Below are 15,903 nucleotides of genomic sequence, written 5' to 3' on the forward strand. Positions count from 1 at the left end.
TAAGAGAAGATGATAGAAGAAAAATGAAAAATATGGTATAATGAAACGATAGATTTTTGAATAGGAATACAATCATGTTTGGATTTTTAAAAAAAGATAAAGCAACAGAAGCCACCACAATGGTGCCAGACCACATCGGTGTGATCATGGATGGGAATGGCCGTTGGGCTAAAAAACGGATGCAGCCACGTGTCTTTGGCCATAAGGCTGGGATGGATGCTCTGAGAAAGGTAGCGATTGCTGCTAGTGATATGGGTGTCAAAGCCTTGACGGTCTATGCCTTTTCAACTGAAAACTGGACCCGTCCAGATCAGGAAGTCAAATTTATCATGAACTTACCTGTTGAATTTTATGATAAGTATGTTCCTGAATTGCATCAGAAGAACATGAAGATTCAAATGATTGGGGAGACTGATCGTTTGCCGAAGCAGACTTTTGATGCCTTGAAAAAGGCAGAAGAGTTGACTAAGTTAAATACAGGTTTGATTCTCAATTTTGCCCTTAATTATGGTGGACGAGCTGAGATTACACAAGCAGTCAAGTTGATTGCACAGGATGTTTTAGATGCTAAGATCAATCCTGGTGATATCACCGAGGAGTTGATTGGGGAATACCTCTTTACGGGACATTTGCCAAAAGTCTTGCGTGATCCTGACTTGATTATTCGGACCAGCGGTGAACTTCGTTTGAGTAATTTCTTGCCTTGGCAAGCTGCTTATAGCGAGCTCTATTTCACGGATGTCTTGTGGCCTGACTTTGACGAGGAAGCCTTAAAAGAGGCTATCGTTGAGTATAATCGCCGCAACCGTCGCTTTGGAGGAGTATAGGAGTTATTATGATAAAGGATTTACAAAAGAGAACGCTCTTTGCTATCTTGGCCTTGGCTATCTTTATACCAATCTTGATCCTCGGTGGTCTATGGTTACAGATTGCTATGGGACTTGTGGCTATGTTGGGAGTGCATGAGTTGCTTCGCATGAAGGGATTAAATACCATGACGCCTGAAGGTCTCTTGACTTTACTAGCGACCTTTGCTCTGACCGTGCCTTTGGAAAACTACTGGAAGTTTTTACCTGTAGATGGGAATGTTGTAGCCTATGGAGTTGTGATCCTCATCATGCTAGGAGCGACAGTATTCAGCAAGAACTATACCATTGAGGATGCTGTTTTTCCGATTGCCATGAGTTTCTATGTTGGCTTCGGCTTTAATGCCTTGGTTGATGCTCGAATTGCAGGCTTGGATAAGGCCCTTTTGGGACTTTGTTTGGTTTGGGCAACAGATAGCGGTGCCTATCTGGTGGGGATGAAGCTTGGCAAGAGAAAGCTTGCTCCGAGAGTATCGCCTAACAAGACCATAGAAGGTGCTATAGGGGGGATCTTGGCTGCTATGCTAGCGACGCTCATCTTTATGCTAGTCGATAGTACCGTTGCTTTACCATATGGGATTTACAAAATGATGGTTTTTGCTATCTTCTTTAGTCTAGCAGGTCAGTTGGGTGATTTAATCGAAAGTGCTATGAAGCGTCATTTTGGAGTCAAAGACTCAGGCAAATTTATCCCTGGTCATGGTGGGGTACTGGATCGTTTTGATTGTATGCTAGTAGTTTTCCCTATTATGCACCTCTTTGGCTTATTTTAAGGAAAGGTGAACAGAAATTAAATGATAGGATTACTAACATTTATTCTAGTCTTTGGAATTATCGTGGTGGTTCACGAGTTCGGCCATTTCTACTTTGCTAAAAAGTCTGGGATTTTGGTTCGTGAGTTTGCCATCGGTATGGGCCCCAAGATCTTTGCTCATATCGGAAAAGATGGGACTGCCTATACCATTCGTCTCCTGCCACTTGGTGGGTACGTTCGCATGGCAGGTTGGGGTGAAGATACGACAGAAATCAAGACTGGAACTCCCGCAAGCTTAACACTGGCAGCGGATGGCAAGGTCAAGCGTATCAATCTCTCTGGTAAAAAGGTTGACCAAACGGCTCTTCCGATGCAGGTAACCCAGTTTGATTTTGAGGACAAACTCTTTATTAGAGGCTTGGTCTTGGAAGAAGAGAAGACCTTCTCAGTTGATCATGATGCGACCATTGTGGAAGCTGATGGAACGGAAGTTCGTATCGCTCCCTTAGATGTCCAATATCAAAATGCGACTGTCTGGGGTAAAATGATCACCAACTTTGCTGGTCCTATGAATAATTTTATCCTAGGAGTTATCGTCTTTTGGATCTTGATTTTCATGCAAGGCGGTGTTCGTGATACGCAAACGAATAACTTCAATATTATTCCAGATAGCGCTTTGGCTAAGGTTGGTGTTGAAAATACGGCCCAAATCACTAAGGTCGGCAGTCATGAGATTTCAAACTGGGCAGATTTGATTCAGGCTGTTGATGCAGAAACCAAGGATAAAACAGCGCCTGTTTTGGATGTGACTATTGCTGAGAGTGGAACTGAAAAACAAGTCAGTGTGGCACCTCAAGAAAGTCAAGGTCGTTATATCCTGGGTGTTCAGCCAAGACTCAAATCAGATATCTGGTCTATGTTTGTAGGTGGATTCGCCTCTGCTGCTGATTCAGCTTTGCGCATTCTCAATGCTTTGAAAAGCTTGATCTTCCAACCAGATTTGAATAAGCTTGGCGGTCCCGTTGCTATCTTTAAGGCAAGCAGCGATGCTGCTAAGAATGGTCTTGAGAATGTCTTGTTCTTCTTGGCTATGATTTCCATCAATATCGGTATCTTCAACTTGATTCCGATCCCTGCGCTCGACGGTGGAAAAATCGTGCTCAACATCCTAGAAGCTATCCGTCGCAAACCACTAAAACAAGAAATTGAAACCTATGTCACTCTGGTCGGAGTTGTCATTATGGTCGTTTTGATGATCGCCGTAACTTGGAACGACATCATGCGAACCTTCTTTTAAGAATTAGAGGAGTCATTATGAAACAAAGTAAAATGCTTATCCCAACGCTTCGCGAAATGCCAAGCGATGCTCAAGTTATCAGCCACGCCCTTATGTTGCGTGCTGGTTATGTTCGTCAAGTATCTGCAGGTGTTTACTCTTACCTACCACTTGCTAACTGTGTTATCGAAAAAGCTAAGAAGATCATGCGTCAAGAGTTTGACAAGATGGGGGCCGTTGAGATGTTGGCTCCAGCCCTTCTCAGTGCTGACCTTTGGCGTGAATCTGGCCGTTATGAAACCTACGGGGAAGACTTGTACAAATTGAAAAACCGTGAGAAGTCAGACTTTATTCTGGGTCCAACACACGAAGAAACCTTCACAGCGATTGTCCGTGATTCTGTCAAGTCTTACAAGCAATTGCCTTTGAACTTGTACCAAATTCAGCCTAAGTATCGTGATGAAAAACGTCCACGTAATGGACTTCTTCGTACGCGTGAATTCATCATGAAAGATGGTTATAGCTTCCATGCTAACTACGATAGTTTGGATGTTACTTATGATGAGTACAAGGCAGCCTATGAGCGTATCTTCACTCGTAGTGGTTTGGACTTTAAAGCCATCATCGGTGACGGTGGAGCCATGGGTGGTAAGGATAGTCAAGAGTTTATGGCCATCACACCTGCTCGTACAGACCTTGACCGTTGGGTTGTTTTAGATAAATCTGTCGCGTCGTTTGATGAAATCCCTGATCAAGTGCAAGAAGAAATCAAGGCAGAATTGCTCAAATGGATGGTTTCTGGTGAAGATACCATTGCCTACTCAAGTGAATCAAGCTATGCAGCGAACTTGGAAATGGCAACCAACGAGTACAAACCAAGCAATCGTGTTGTGACTGAAGATGAAGTGGCTCGCGTGGAAACACCAGGTGTCAAATCAATTGATGAAGTGGCTGCCTTCTTGAATGTCTCTGAAGAGCAAACAATCAAGACCTTGGTTTATATGGCAGACCAAGAACCAGTTGTAGCTCTACTTGTCGGCAATGACCAACTCAATGAAGTCAAGTTGAAAAACTACCTTGGAGCAGATTTCTTTGAACCTGCAACTGAGGCAGAAGTGAAAGAATTGTTGGGAGCTGAATTTGGTTCTCTAGGACCAGTTGGTCTACCTGAAAATGTTAAAATCATTGCAGATCGTAAAGTTCAAGATAGTCGTAATGCTGTTGTGGGTGCCAACGAAGATGGTTTCCACTTGACTGGTGTGAACCCGGGTCGTGATTTCACTGCTGAGTATGTAGATATCCGTGAAGTTCGTGAGGGTGAAATCTCTCCAGATGGACAAGGTGTGCTCAACTTTGCACGTGGTATTGAAATTGGTCACATCTTCAAACTTGGAACTCGTTACTCAGCAAGTATGGGAGCAGATGTCTTGGACGAAAACGGTCGTGCAGTTCCAATTATCATGGGATGTTATGGTATCGGTGTCAGCCGTCTCCTATCAGCAGTCATGGAACAACACGCTCGCCTCTTTGTCAATAAAACTCCAAAAGGTGAATACCGTTACGCTTGGGGAATCAACTTCCCTAAAGAATTGGCGCCATTTGATGTGCACTTGATTCCGGTTAATGTCAAGGATGAAGCAAGTCTTGCATTGACAGATCGTATCGAAGAAGCTTTGGTCAACAAAGGCTACGAAGTCTTGACGGATGACCGTAACGAACGTGTCGGTGTTAAATTCAGTGACAGCGATCTGATTGGTCTTCCAATCCGTATCACTGTCGGTAAAAAAGCAGCTGACGGCATCGTAGAAGTGAAGATTAAGGCGACAGGGGATACAATCGAAGTTCACGCAGATAGCTTGCTTGAAACCCTTGAAATCCTAACAAATAAATAAAATCTATAATCAGAAGAAAAACAAGACAAAAATGTAACTAGTTTTTGCCTTGTTTTTTCTCTATAATGAGATAAAATAAACATAAAAAGAGTAAATAAAGAGGTAGAGCTATGCTAAAATTTCCAAAGGATTTTGTCTGGGGTTCCTCAACATCTGGACCACAGACAGAGGGGCGAGTGCCTGGTGACGGCAAGGGAGATAATCTCTGGGATTATTGGTACCAAGTAGAGCCAAATCGCTACTATAATGGGATTGGCCCTGACAAAACGTCGACCTTCTATGAAAATTGGGAGAAGGACATTGAACTTTTGTCAGAAACAGGTCATACAGCCTTTCGAACTTCTATCCAGTGGTCTCGTATTTTCCCACAGGGACGTGGGGAAGTCAACCCTCAAGGTGTGGCTTTCTATCGCCAGGTCTTTGAAGCCATCAAGGCTAAGGGCATTCGTCTTTTAGTCAATCTTTATCACTTTGACTTGCCTTTTGCCCTTCAAGAAGATGGAGATGGTTGGGAAAATAAGGCAACTATTAAGGCTTATGAAGACTATGCTCGCTTCTGTTTTGAGACTTACGGAGACTTGGTGGACCAGTGGATTACCTTCAATGAACCTATCGTTCCTGTGGAGTTCGGCTATTTCTATGATGCCCATTATCCTCATAAGGTAGATGCCAAAGCAGCAGTAAAGGTTGCCTATCATACCCAACTAGCCAGCACTCTTGCAGTTAAGGCTTGTCATGAAGTCTTAACTGGTTCTAAGATTGGAATTGTCCTCAACTTGACACCAGCCTATCCACGTAGCCAGCATCCTGCCGATGTAAAAGCAGCTCGCATTGCCGACCTCTTTCAGGCACAATCTTTCCTAGATCCGTCTGTTTTAGGAGCATATCCAGAAGAGTTAGTGGAAATTTTGGCTGAGCATGATTTGCTACCAGATTCTACAGCAGAAGAATTGGAACTCATTCGCCAACATACAGTCGACTTTCTGGGAGTCAATTACTACCAACCTTTACGTGTCATGGCGCCACGTTTTGCTAAGCACCCTGATAGTCCACTCTTGCCAGAACATTTTTATGAACCTTATGTCATGCCTGGTCGTAAGATCAATCCCCACCGTGGCTGGGAAATCTACGAGCAAGGGATTTACCATATTGCTCAAAATATCAAGGAAAACTATGCCAATATCGAGTGGATGTTGACCGAAAACGGCATGGGCGTTGAAGGTGAAGACAAATTCCGTGAAAATGGCATGATTCAAGACGACTATCGTATCGACTTTGTCAAAGGCCACCTGCGAGAACTTCATCGCGCTATCGAAGACGGTGCTAACTGTAAAGGCTACTTAATCTGGACCTTTATCGATTGCTGGTCATGGCTCAACAGCTATAAAAACCGTTATGGTTTGGTCGAGCTTGATCTTGAAACGCAAGAACGACGCCTGAAAAAATCAGGTCACTGGTTCAAAGAACTCAGCGAAAATAATGGGTTTTAAACTACTTTTCAAATAGATTCAAAAAAACCATTGGACCTCAATTCTTTTCGAGTTTTTCCAATGGTTTTTCTTGTTCTTATAATAGTCCGATAAAAAGTAGTAAAGCTGATAAAGCAATAAAGGCTAGGGTTGCTATACCACGTTGGCCTGGGCTATAAATCTTTCTTTCGCCTCGAACTGGGAAGACAATGGCAAGAAGAGCACCACCCACGGCACCACCTACATGTCCAGCAAGGCTGATTCCAGGTATTAAAATACTACCCACTAGGTTAATCACTAAGAGGGAGAGGTAGGATTGACCTAGTTGTTGGAGATAGGGATTGCGTGAAGCATATCGGAGAACAACAATTGAGGCAAACATACCGTAGAGGGCAGTTGAAGCACCTGCAGTAATAGCATTGGGACTAAAAACTAGGACAAAGAGATTTCCCATCATACCTGATAGAAGGTAGATAAAGAAAAACTGTTTGGAGCCAAAGATTTGTTCCATCTGACGTCCTAAGAAGTAGAGGGATAGCATATTGACTAAAAAGTGCTCCAAGCCAATATGGACAAAGGTTGCCGAGAATAAGCGCCAGATTTGTTCAGGCATGGCCTTGATAGCAGGGGGATACACAGCTCCGAATTTATACAAGGTGGCTGCGCTGGTATAGTTGAAACCACTGGTTAGAAACATGAGTATAAAAACCAGGGTTGTCACGACTAGAAAGAAGCTCGTGACAGGATACCGACGATCAAAAATTTCTTTCATAGATGAGTACCTCCTCAACAGGAATATCGTAGTGCTCAGGTTGAAAATTCTGAATCTGACATGGATAAATCGTACTAATTGTATGACCTGGGAAATGCTCCAAGTAGCGGTCGTAGTAGCCACCACCGTAGCCAACCCTATATCTTGAAAGATTGAAAGCCAAACCAGGGACATGAATCAGGTCAATCTGAGAGGGTTCAAGGATTGTGAACTCTCCTTGAGGTTCAAGAAGTCCAAAAGAATTTCTTTCGAGTTTCTCTGGTTCATATAGAACAAAGTCCATTTTCCCATGTGGATAGGTTTTGGGAATGCGGAGTGTCTTCCCATCTTTTTGAGCTTGTTCAATGAGTCTAGCTGTCTGAAATTCATGAGGAAAAGACAGGTAAGTGGCGATGGTTTTTGCTTCCTTGTAGAAAGGATGTTGAAGGAGCTGCTCAGTCAACCAAGCGTCCATGACTTCCTTTTCTTCGGCTGATAGAGATTTGAGTTCTTGCAAGACCTGCTTGCGTAAGTTTTTTTTCATAGTTTACTCCGCAGCTTTCTTGGCTAAAAAGCTTGATACAGCCTCGACACCGACAGCCAGAGCTTCTTCCTTAGGACTCATCTTTGGATGGTGAAGAGCATAGGGACTATCAATTCCAAGCCAGAACATGACACCAGGAACCTTGGAGAGAAGATAACCAAAGTCTTCTCCTGTCATGGCAGGTTCGATGTCGATTAGTTCAATTCCCTCTTTTTCATCAAAGAAGGCCATCAATTCCTGGGCTAATTCAGGGTTGTTTTCGACAGGTAGGTAACCTCCCTGCTTGAGTTCAACTTCCACATCCATATCAAAAGCAGCTGCGACACCTTCAGCGATGGCTTTGACACGTTTTTGCACCAAGAGGCTCATGTTGTGTGTAAGAGCTCGGATGGTTCCATGCAAGAAAGCTGTATCAGCGATGACATTATTGGTTGTACCAGCTTGAAAAACACCGAAAGTGACGACAGCTCCCTCGATAGGATCAACATTACGGCTGACGACTGACTGGACTTGAGTGATAAAATAACTCGCAGCAACCAGAGCGTCGTTTGCTTGGTGTGGAAAGGCAGCATGCCCCCCTTTACCTTTGAAACGAATCTTGACTTCGCAAGTTCCTGCAAAGAGTGTATGGGTATTGGTCGCAACTTGTCCAACTTTTAAGTCTGGACGAACATGGAGTCCATAGAATTGGTCAGGCAACCAGTCTTCAAAAGCTCCATCCTCATACATGAGCATGCCACCTGCTTCATTTTCCTCGGCAGGCTGGAAGAGAAAGAGGAGATTGTTTTTAGGTTGGTTTTCTAGAGCACGTTCGAGACTTCCTAGGGCAATGGTCATGTGAAAATCATGTCCACAAGCATGCATACGGTCTGGGTGCTGAGAGGCAAAAGGAAAGCCTGTTTGTTCAACGATTGGGAGTCCGTCTATGTCTGTCCGCCAGCCAATGGTACGTTCTGGCTGACTTCCCTGCAAGTAAACTAAAATACCTGTTCGCCAAGTACGAATCTGAACAAAATCCTTGTCAGCTGTTAATTTCTCAATGACATTGAGTAAATAAGCGTGAGTCTTGACTTCTTCTAAACCGATCTCAGGAATTTGGTGAAGATCACGTCGAGTGTGAATCAAATCTAACATATCTAATTTCCTTCTACTGATACGATAAAGAGGCTGGAAAAATTTCCGCCTCTGTTACTAATTACAAGGTGCGAAGCGCATCTTCTAGCGCTGTTTTTTGTTGGGTTTGGCTATCGATTTCTTTGATAACACGAGCTGGAACACCAGCAACCACAACATTTTCTGGAACATCTTGAGTAACGATGGCACCTGCTGCAACAACAGAACCGTTACCGATTTGAACACCTTCGATAACCACAGCGTTAGCACCGATGAGAACATTGTCACCGACACGAACAGGCTCTGCACTAGCTGGTTCGATGACACCTGCAAGAACAGCGCCGGCACCTACGTGACTATTTTTACCGACAATAGCACGTCCACCCAGAATGGCTCCCATATCAATCATAGTACCAGCACCGATTTCTGCACCGATATTGATAACAGCTCCCATCATGATAACAGCGTTGTCGCCAATCTCAACCTGGTCACGGATGATAGCGCCTGGCTCGATACGAGCATTGATATCACGTTTATCAAGGAGAGGTACAGCTGAGTTACGGGCATCTTGCTCAACAACATAGTCCTTGTTTTCTGTTAATCCTTCAAGAAGTGGAGCGATATCTTTCCAGTCTCCAAAAAGAACATTCCCAAGCTTGATAACAGAGGCAGGGATAGATCCGGCAAGTTGTCCTTCAAAGGTCACTTTTACACTTGTCTTTTTCTCAGCATTTGCGATAAATTGGATAATTTCTTGTGCATTCATTTTTGTAGCAGTCATAGGGGTCTCCTCATTCTTTATAATGCTTACTATTCTACCAAAAAAGGCTTCAAAATTGAAGCCTTAAGTGTTAAAAGAAGGTGTTTAATTATTTGATTTTGATTCTTCGATGGACAAGAAAATCATAGGAACGATAATCAAAATCATGGCCAGTACCAAGAAACCATCCAGAACCATGCCAAGGAAAAGAACGCTTAGAATAGCAGAGGATAGCGGTTCGCTTGCGCTGACGACTGACACCACTAATGGGGAAACGAGGGAGACAGCCTTCATCGATAGGAAAAAGGCAAAGGCAGTTCCCAAAAAGGCGATGGTCAAACAAATCAAGATACTGATGGCATCAACCTGGAAGCTAATCTCATAAACAGGGTAGAGAAAATTACTAAAAAGGCCCGCGATAATCATTCCCCAACCAACAGTTGGCACAAATCCGTATTTTTTTGCAAAGCGTTGGGGTAAGATGACATTGAACATGACACCTAGAGCACTGAGAAGGCCCGTAAGTAAAGCCAGTGGTGTAATAGATAATTTGGATAGATCGCCTTTGGTAGCCATCAAAAAGACCCCAACCATAGCGATCAAGACATAAAAAATAGCACTTTTAGAAGCTTTTTTCTTGTAGATGATGCGATTGTAAAAGAGGATAAAGACAGGACTGATAAACTGAAGGATGGTTGCAGTTGTCGCATTAGAGTATTCTACACAGAGATAAAAGAAAAACTGTACAGAGAAGATCCCTAAGATAGCATAGGCAAGGAAAGGAAGGTAATTGTTTCGATTTCTCCAGATATCAAAGAGCTGGGATCGGAGTTTAAGGCTAGATAAGATGATTACGAAACTACCTGCGACGAGTAGACGCATAGAAGTAATCCACCCTGAAGATACTTGATAATGTGAAAAAAAGTACTCTCCTAAAATTCCGCAGATCCCCCAGATCAAGCCAGATAGGAGAGAATAAATGGTTCCCTTAAAAATATTCTTTTGATATTTATTCATGTTGCTATTGTACCATGAAATGAAAAAAGAAAAAAGAGAGTGGAGAAAAATCATTTCTTTCCCACTCTCAATGATTGTACTAGTTAGCGCTGTTGATTGCTGCTTCTATTATTGGAACTAGAGCTACTGCTCCCGTTACTATTAGAAGTATTATTACGATTATTATTGTTATTGTTACTACTATTGCTATTGTTCGATGAGGAAGAAGATGCTTTAGGCAGACTTCCTAAAATGGTGTTCCAAGCATTTTGGTAGTCAGAATCGCTTCCACCAATAGCGAATTTATAAGTAGTAGTCGGCGCGCCAGCTTGGTTTGCCCAGTAGCTAGTCACCGTTTCTCCGCTCAGATTAATTTCTTTTCCATTAATAGTCACCTTCCCTGGCTTTTGACCAGTTGATTTGAGGACTTGTGATGAAGTGACACTTGAATCGAGTTTGAAACGTTCTGAACCCCAAGCAGAAGGGGCTGCTTGCTGAATGGCATTTACCAGATGAGCCATATATTTTGCATTGCGGTAGTAAGCTCCCTGGGCTAGAGGACTGTTATCATCATGTCCAACCCAGCCTCCAAGGGTTAATCTTGGAGTAGAGACCATTAGCCACATATCCCCTTCTTCATTGGTTGTACCAGTTTTTCCGATCCAGTCAGCACCTGCTAGACTGGAATTGATAGAAGTCAGATCCGTTTGGAAACTTGTAGTGACTCGAGATGAAAGCACATCTCTTAGCAAACTCTGCATAATGGTTGCAGTAGCTTTAGAGTAAACTTGGATGGGTTTAGCCTGATGTTCATAGAGAACCTCACCACTCGTTTTCTCAATTTTTGAGATCATGTATTTCTTATGATAGGTACCATTGTTAGCTAGCGTTTGGTAGCCATTGGTGTGCTGGGCTACAGTAACTTCAATTCCTCCCCCCATAGGTAGACTTTCGATGCCGTATTCAGGGATTTCATACCCCATCTTTTCCATGTAGGAACGAACATCAACCCCTTTTTGAAGAAGTAGCTGATAGGTCCAGTAGGCTGGAATGTTCCAAGAATAATTCAGAGCTTCTTTAAGGTCTATCATTGCTGTACCTGGGTTATTAACGTGCATGATAGGATTCCCGTTGGAAAAATTGGTTGGATAGTTTGATAAGATACTAGCGCTTCCCATGAGCCCTTGGTCAATAGCAATACCGTAGGCCAAGAGTGGCTTGGTAGTGGAGGCAGGGGAACGTTTGGTATCGAAGGCGTGATTGTTTTGATTGGTCTGATAATCTCGCCCACCTACAAAACCTAAAATCGCCCCAGTTTGATTGTCCATCAAGACATTCCCAACTTCAGGTTGCCCTGAACTATCATCTAGCAGGTAGCCGTAATTTGCTACCGCATCTTGCATGGCAGTATGGATTGCTTTGTCAATTGTAGTTGTGATACGGTAACCACCATTTTGAATTTCTCTTTCAGCTAATTCACGATAAGATTTCTGGATAGATTCGTTCTTTAATTCTTGGGCAGAAACGTTATCTTTCTGTACCAAGTAATCATACATAATATTGGTAGCCTCATCTAGCACAGTGAAGTAGAGGAAACCTTTAGAACTAACGCTGGCATTTTCTGCTGACAAGAAATCCTGTTTAATGTCGTATGCTTTATAGGTTTCGTAGTCTTCTTGGCTAAGAACTCCAGTTCTGTACATATTGTAGAGAACATCTTTTGAGCGCTTGATTCCAAGTTCAATATCTTCTTCGCTCTTCATCTCACCAGTAGACTCATAAGGTGAGTAGGAAATAGGGCTTTGTGGTAAACCTGCTAGGAAAGCTGCTTGAGGGATGGTCAGTTTGCTAGCATCCACTCCGAAAATCCCAGTCGCAGCCTGCTGAGCCCCTGCGATATTTTGCCCCTTGTTATTGCGACCAAAAGGTGCAACATTTAGATAGGTAGTCAGGATTTCATCCTTATTCATAGCACGTTCTAGGGCTAGAGCATCTACGATTTCACTAGCTTTACGAGAAAGTGTAGGAGCATCACCGACTACTTGTTGCTTGATGAGCTGTTGTGTTAGGGTAGAACCTCCACTGGAAGAACCAAGTCCGATGAATTTTCCTAGACTGGCGCGAATAACCGCTTTAGGAACAACACCGTTGTGCTCAGCAAAGTGTTCATCCTCGGTTGCAACGATAGCTTGCTTGAGATTATCTGAAATGGCATCTGATGACACAGATGTGCGAAGTAGATCGCTTTCAATAGCGCTAATCATGGAACCATCTGCATAGCGGATTTCAGAGATGGATGAAATATTATTGACCTGCTTGATCAAATCCTCCGTTTGAGGGACACTAACTTGATCAAAGAGAGAAACAGCATACCCCAAAACAACTCCAGTCCCGAGGAGACCGCCAATAAAAGCTAGGATAAAAAGAGTGTTAAAAGTTGCTTTTATTCCAAGTAAGATATTGGCCAAAATAGTCCAAATGGTCAGCTTTGTTTTGACTTTCTTATTTTTATCTGGACTTTTTTTGGAAGTTATTAATTTTAAAGACCGAAGTAAGGCCAGTCCTTTTTGTTTGATTCTTGTTACATGTTTGTTCATAGAATTCCTCACTCTTTATTATTATACCATAAAAGCAATTATTGCAAGAAATTAGGCTTAGAACAGGGCTTTGGATAGGGATTGGGTCTTGAGATTTAGACATTGAAAAAAGCCAGATTTAAACTAAATCTGACTGTTTGACAAATTGTTTATTTGTCTCCTGAAAGTTCTTTTCCAAGATCAATCAAGTAGTCCTTCAAGTGGTCTTTGACTTGTGGATGTTTGAGAGCGTATTCGATGGAAGTCTTCATAAATCCAAACTTGTCTCCAACATCATAACGAGCACCCTTGAATTCACGAGCAAATACTCGTTGAGTTTTGTTGAGAGTATCGATGGCATCTGTTAGCTGGATTTCATTTCCGGCACCAGGTGTTTGATTTTCAAGGATACCGAAAATCTCTGGTGTGAGGAGATAACGGCCAATAATGGCTAGATCACTTGGTGCGTCTTCAGGTGCTGGTTTTTCAACGAAGGTTTCAACGCTGTAAAGTCCATCTTTGCCTTCTCCTTGAGGAGCGATGACACCGTAGGCGGAGACTTCTTCGTGTGGGACAGGCATGACAGCGATGGTAGAAGCGTGAGTTTCTTCGTGATCATTCATGAGTTGCTTGGTCAATGGGACAGCCTTGTCATCATTGATATCCATGAGGTCATCCCCAAGCATAACTACAAAAGGTTCATTCCCAACAAAGGCTTTGGCTTGCAAAACGGCATCTCCGAGTCCGCGTGGGTGAGTTTGACGGATGAAGTGGAGGCGCATGCCAGTCGTTTCGTCAACAAGTTTCAAGAGATCATTCTTTCCTTTTTCTTTGAGGTTATATTCTAGCTCAAAGTTCGAGTCAAAATGGTCTTCGATTGAGCGTTTTGACTTCCCTGTGACAACAAGAATATCCTCAATACCAGACTTAAGAGCTTCTTCAACGATAAATTGAATGGTTGGTTTATCTACGATTGGTAGCATTTCCTTAGCCAAGGCTTTGGTAGCAGGAAGGAAGCGAGTTCCAAGTCCTGCAGCAGGGATAACGGCTTTTCTAACTTTTTGCATCATGAGATTCCTTTCTAACTGTGGTTTAAGACCACTCGTTTTCTGCCTTGAACTCATTGCTCATGAGTTCAGAAACGGCATCCTTAATATTAATGTTTTCATAAATAACTTGGTAAATGGCTTGGGTAATAGGCATATAAACTCCTAGTTCTTGTGCTAATTCGTAAGCAGCTTTGGTTGTTGAAATTCCTTCAATGACCATTCCCATATTTGCTTCGATATCTGCCAAGGCTTCGCCACGCCCAAGAGCATCTCCGGCACGCCAGTTACGTGAGTGGACAGAAGTTCCTGTAACGATTAAATCCCCAACTCCAGAAAGACCACTGTAAGTTAATGGATTTGCTCCAAGTTTAACCCCCAGACGAGTAATTTCTGCCAGACCGCGCGTGATGATCGCTGCTTTAGCATTATCACCAAATCCAAGTCCATGAAGGGCACCTGCACCAACAGCGATGATATTTTTAAGAGCACCAGCTGTTTCCACTCCGATAACATCCGTATTGGTATAAAGGCGGAAGTAGTGGTTGCTAAAGAGTTTTTGAACATATTGAGCAGTTTGTAAATTTTTAGAGGCAGCCGTAATCAAGGTGATGTCGCGTACAATTGTTTCTTCCGCATGGCTAGGACCAGATACGACGACGATCTCGCTTCTAAGGTCTTCAGGGATTTCTTCTTCAAGAATGGTTGAAAGACGTTTGTGACTATTCGGTTCCAGACCTTTTGATGCGTGCATGACGACCACTTTATGATCAAGAACGGCAGCAACTTGTTGGGCAACTAGTCGTGTAACCTTGGTTGGGACAACAAATAAAACAGCATCCACATCCTTCAAGGCTACTTCTAGGTCTTGGTAGGCTACAATTTTTTCATCTAAGACAATATCCTTAAAATAGTGTTTGTTAGTATGATGTGTATTGATTTCGTTGATTTGATCAGGAATATTTCCCCAGATTCGTACTTGGTGTCCGTTGTCATTTAAAACTTGTGACAGAGCAGTACCCCAAGAACCAGGCCCTAAAACAGCGATGGTTTGTTTGTCCATATTTTCCTCCTTCTGAGAAAGCACTTTCCTATATTCTACCATAAAAAGCCCTATCTTGCATCTATATAACTAGCTAATATATGTCCTATTGATAGGAATCTGTATTTATCGAAGGTGATGATTCGGGAAAATCAAAAGTAGAGATATAAAAAAACAGCCAGGGGGAATTGGCTGTTTTAGTAGGAAAAAACTAGAGCGTAATGCTGTTATTTTTAGAAATTTTCATAAATAGTAACAAGGAAGTAACTGTTAAGATGGTGAGGATAGTAGACAAGGCTGCGGCCACACCATAATTCCCACGAAGTACTTCAGTGTAGATAGCTACGGTCATTGTTCTAGTTTTAACATTATACAAGAGAATGGAAGTAGATAGTTCCGAAATCATTGTTACCCATGAAAGGATTGCTCCTGATATGATACCTGAAAGCATCATTGGGGTTGTGATTTTAGTAAAGGTATTGAGACGGCTACTTCCCAAGCTTTCTGCTGCTTCTTCGATACTAGGGGCAATTTGTTGCAAACTAGCAACTGAAGAACGAATGGTATAAGGAAGTCTTCTGACAGATAAGGACATAATCAAGATGAAGGCTGTTCCTGTAATCATCAGGAAACCACTTCCGAAGAGGCCTGTATTGAATGAAGAGATAAAGGCAATACCAAGTACAGTTCCTGGTACGATATAAGGTACCATACTAAGACTATCGATTAAGTTGGTAAATAGGTTGCGTTTGCGAACTGCAAGATAGGATATGAAGGTCGCAAAGACAACAACGAGAACCAAGGCAAGGAGAGGAATA

14 protein-coding genes are annotated in these 15,903 nt (G+C 42.7%); 5 read left to right on the forward strand and 9 right to left on the reverse strand.

Translation table 11 applies throughout. The features are described 5' to 3' along the window. The first annotated feature begins 74 nt into the window (after positions 1–74). The 5 genes from HMPREF2837_RS06610 (at position 75) to HMPREF2837_RS06630 (ending at position 6,278) form a co-directional block, all read left to right on the forward strand. On the forward strand, positions 75–827 hold the full coding sequence (locus tag HMPREF2837_RS06610) for an isoprenyl transferase (protein ID WP_049549596.1): 753 nt from the start codon (positions 75–77) through the stop codon (positions 825–827). An 8-nt stretch (positions 828–835) separates the two neighbouring features. After that, entirely contained in the window at positions 836–1,639 is an 804-nt protein-coding gene (locus HMPREF2837_RS06615; RefSeq protein ID WP_049549597.1) for a phosphatidate cytidylyltransferase, read from the forward strand. Between the two features lie 21 nt (positions 1,640–1,660). Then, positions 1,661–2,917, forward strand: a complete 1,257-nt coding sequence (gene rseP, locus HMPREF2837_RS06620; protein ID WP_049549598.1) for an RIP metalloprotease RseP — start codon at positions 1,661–1,663, stop codon at positions 2,915–2,917. Positions 2,918–2,934: 17 nt separating this feature from the next. Beyond that, entirely contained in the window at positions 2,935–4,788 is a 1,854-nt protein-coding gene (locus HMPREF2837_RS06625; protein ID WP_049549599.1) for a proline--tRNA ligase, read from the forward strand. 110 nt (positions 4,789–4,898) lie between these two features. Continuing rightward, positions 4,899–6,278, forward strand: coding sequence for a glycoside hydrolase family 1 protein (locus tag HMPREF2837_RS06630; RefSeq protein WP_049549600.1), 1,380 nt, complete (start codon positions 4,899–4,901; stop codon positions 6,276–6,278). Positions 6,279–6,354: 76 nt separating this feature from the next. On the opposite strand, the gene HMPREF2837_RS06635 is transcribed toward HMPREF2837_RS06630, so the two are convergent. The 9 genes from HMPREF2837_RS06635 to HMPREF2837_RS06675 all read right to left on the reverse strand — a co-directional run. Continuing rightward, positions 6,355–7,029 carry a rhomboid family intramembrane serine protease gene (locus tag HMPREF2837_RS06635; protein WP_049549601.1) on the reverse strand — a complete coding sequence of 225 codons (675 nt, stop codon included), beginning with the start codon at positions 7,027–7,029 and terminating at the stop codon, positions 6,355–6,357. Then, the gene (locus HMPREF2837_RS06640) at positions 7,013–7,552 is read right to left on the reverse strand and encodes a 5-formyltetrahydrofolate cyclo-ligase (RefSeq protein WP_049549602.1); all 540 of its coding nucleotides are present in this window, start codon (positions 7,550–7,552) and stop codon (positions 7,013–7,015) included. The genes HMPREF2837_RS06635 and HMPREF2837_RS06640 overlap by 17 nt, the downstream gene beginning before the upstream one ends. 3 nt (positions 7,553–7,555) lie before the next feature. Continuing rightward, on the reverse strand, positions 7,556–8,686 hold the full coding sequence (locus tag HMPREF2837_RS06645) for an N-acetyldiaminopimelate deacetylase (RefSeq protein ID WP_049549603.1): 1,131 nt from the start codon (positions 8,684–8,686) through the stop codon (positions 7,556–7,558). A gap of 61 nt (positions 8,687–8,747) precedes the next feature. Next, entirely contained in the window at positions 8,748–9,446 is a 699-nt protein-coding gene (gene dapD, locus HMPREF2837_RS06650) for a 2,3,4,5-tetrahydropyridine-2,6-dicarboxylate N-acetyltransferase (RefSeq protein WP_049549604.1), read from the reverse strand. A gap of 84 nt (positions 9,447–9,530) precedes the next feature. Then, positions 9,531–10,442, reverse strand: coding sequence for a DMT family transporter (locus HMPREF2837_RS06655; RefSeq protein WP_049549605.1), 912 nt, complete (start codon positions 10,440–10,442; stop codon positions 9,531–9,533). An 83-nt stretch (positions 10,443–10,525) separates the two neighbouring features. After that, positions 10,526–13,018, reverse strand: a complete 2,493-nt coding sequence (pbp1b, locus tag HMPREF2837_RS06660; protein WP_075230746.1) for a penicillin-binding protein PBP1B — start codon at positions 13,016–13,018, stop codon at positions 10,526–10,528. A 149-nt stretch (positions 13,019–13,167) separates the two neighbouring features. Beyond that, the gene (gene galU, locus HMPREF2837_RS06665) at positions 13,168–14,064 is read right to left on the reverse strand and encodes a UTP--glucose-1-phosphate uridylyltransferase GalU (protein ID WP_186823209.1); all 897 of its coding nucleotides are present in this window, start codon (positions 14,062–14,064) and stop codon (positions 13,168–13,170) included. Positions 14,065–14,089: 25 nt separating this feature from the next. Beyond that, complete coding sequence (locus tag HMPREF2837_RS06670; RefSeq protein ID WP_049549607.1) at positions 14,090–15,106, reverse strand: NAD(P)H-dependent glycerol-3-phosphate dehydrogenase; 1,017 nt, start codon at positions 15,104–15,106, stop codon at positions 14,090–14,092. Between the two features lie 190 nt (positions 15,107–15,296). Then, the coding region (locus HMPREF2837_RS06675; RefSeq protein WP_148131826.1) for an ABC transporter permease at positions 15,297–15,903 on the reverse strand (607 nt) is incomplete at its 5' end.

Source organism: Streptococcus sp. HMSC071D03, from assembly GCF_001812125.1.
In the GTDB taxonomy this organism is placed as follows: domain Bacteria; phylum Bacillota; class Bacilli; order Lactobacillales; family Streptococcaceae; genus Streptococcus; species Streptococcus pseudopneumoniae_N.

What these genes read in the sequence shown, in the direction of transcription:
- HMPREF2837_RS06610 (WP_049549596.1), top strand. Translation starts at nt 75, where the DNA reads ATGTTTGGATTTTTAAAAAAAGATAAAGCAACAGAAGCCACCACAATG.
- HMPREF2837_RS06615 (WP_049549597.1), top strand. Translation starts at nt 836, where the DNA reads ATGATAAAGGATTTACAAAAGAGAACGCTCTTTGCTATCTTGGCCTTG.
- rseP (WP_049549598.1), top strand. Translation starts at nt 1,661, where the DNA reads ATGATAGGATTACTAACATTTATTCTAGTCTTTGGAATTATCGTGGTG.
- HMPREF2837_RS06625 (WP_049549599.1), top strand. Translation starts at nt 2,935, where the DNA reads ATGAAACAAAGTAAAATGCTTATCCCAACGCTTCGCGAAATGCCAAGC.
- HMPREF2837_RS06630 (WP_049549600.1), top strand. Translation starts at nt 4,899, where the DNA reads ATGCTAAAATTTCCAAAGGATTTTGTCTGGGGTTCCTCAACATCTGGA.
- HMPREF2837_RS06635 (WP_049549601.1), bottom strand. Translation starts at nt 7,029, where the DNA reads ATGAAAGAAATTTTTGATCGTCGGTATCCTGTCACGAGCTTCTTTCTA.
- HMPREF2837_RS06640 (WP_049549602.1), bottom strand. Translation starts at nt 7,552, where the DNA reads ATGAAAAAAAACTTACGCAAGCAGGTCTTGCAAGAACTCAAATCTCTA.
- HMPREF2837_RS06645 (WP_049549603.1), bottom strand. Translation starts at nt 8,686, where the DNA reads ATGTTAGATTTGATTCACACTCGACGTGATCTTCACCAAATTCCTGAG.
- dapD (WP_049549604.1), bottom strand. Translation starts at nt 9,446, where the DNA reads ATGACTGCTACAAAAATGAATGCACAAGAAATTATCCAATTTATCGCA.
- HMPREF2837_RS06655 (WP_049549605.1), bottom strand. Translation starts at nt 10,442, where the DNA reads ATGAATAAATATCAAAAGAATATTTTTAAGGGAACCATTTATTCTCTC.
- pbp1b (WP_075230746.1), bottom strand. Translation starts at nt 13,018, where the DNA reads ATGAACAAACATGTAACAAGAATCAAACAAAAAGGACTGGCCTTACTT.
- galU (WP_186823209.1), bottom strand. Translation starts at nt 14,064, where the DNA reads ATGCAAAAAGTTAGAAAAGCCGTTATCCCTGCTGCAGGACTTGGAACT.
- HMPREF2837_RS06670 (WP_049549607.1), bottom strand. Translation starts at nt 15,106, where the DNA reads ATGGACAAACAAACCATCGCTGTTTTAGGGCCTGGTTCTTGGGGTACT.